This is a genomic window from Candidatus Cloacimonadota bacterium (assembly GCA_034661015.1).
Lineage (GTDB): Bacteria > Cloacimonadota > Cloacimonadia > JGIOTU-2 > JGIOTU-2 > JAYEKN01.
Map to the genome: position 1 here is coordinate 1 of JAYEKN010000168.1, position 1,191 is coordinate 1,191.

Below are 1,191 nucleotides of genomic sequence, written 5' to 3' on the forward strand. Positions count from 1 at the left end.
GAGCAATCAGGGATGATTGCTTTACGGGACATGTTGCTATCTCTCCATATTAGGAATAACTGCAACAACCGGAAGTTTCAATAAACGTTCAATATCTATGGGTTGTTTAATGTAGTCTTTTAGGAAATCAATTAAGATCGGAATTCCGAATGAGAAAATAAAGGCAAAGAGAAATGCGATTATTTGGACTTTACTTTTGCTGGAGCCGGAAGGCCTCTTTGGAATCTGAGCAGCATCAGCAATCTGAATATCACTTTTAATTAGTTTTTCCCAAATTTGGATTTCTTGTAATTTTTTATACCAGGAATAATAACTTTCTCGTGACGATTGAACTTCTGAGGAAAGTTTTGCTAATTCCGGGTCTAGATTTCTCACGTCCCATTCGTCCATATTGATAGGTACACCAAGGTATTTTTTATATTTATGATAGTTATTTTCAGATGTTAGTAGCTGTTCTTTTGCCTTCTCCACCTCAGTTTCAATAAATATCTTAGCTGTTTGAAGATCATTTTTGTTAATTTCCAGATTGATGGATTGCCATAATTTTGTGTAACCTTGCACAATTTGATAAGCAACCTCAGGACTATTTGAGGTCGCTTTAATTGTAACTATACTTTTCCCTCTATATCTTATATTAACATTCTCCTTAACAAAATTAATTACGGAATTTTCGAGTTTAATTTCTGTTTGAATCAGTTCTTCGGGCCTACCTAATAATTTTTTTAATTTAAAATAATTTTTTTCACCAATGATTTTTTTTATCCTTTGAAAAACTTTTTCTTTTAGGGTTAACTGCGTATTAATGTGATTGAAGACGAATTCAGGAAGACTTCGGACAACATTTTTTGTAAAAGCTAATGATTTTAATCTAATAATCTCTCTCGTCATATCAATTCTTGTAGATCCTCTCCGAAAAACGATTTCCTCAGTTTTTTCGGGAACCCGTTCCGTAAACAATGTGATTTCACTTTCATAAGTCGGTTCCATTTCAAAGCTGATAAAAAATATCGGTATGAAAATCACTAAAAATACGATAACTATTTGTTTTTTATGTTCTTTTAATACTTCAATATATCCTGCAATATCAATAGTTTGCATGGCTTAAATCCTTTCGGGAAAAAGTAGAGCACGAGCTGCTCGTGTGTGAGAATTGATTAAGTAAAATTGATAAACCATTATCTCTCATCCGCC

At 32.8% G+C, this 1,191-nt stretch carries 1 protein-coding gene; it reads right to left on the reverse strand.

The window, feature by feature from the left end; genetic code table 11:
* Nucleotides 1-36 precede the first annotated feature (36 nt).
* A complete protein-coding gene (locus U9P79_06460) occupies nucleotides 37-1,098 on the reverse strand; it encodes a hypothetical protein (protein MEA2104265.1) in 1,062 nt (353 codons plus the stop codon).
* Nucleotides 1,099-1,191: the final 93 nt, after the last annotated feature.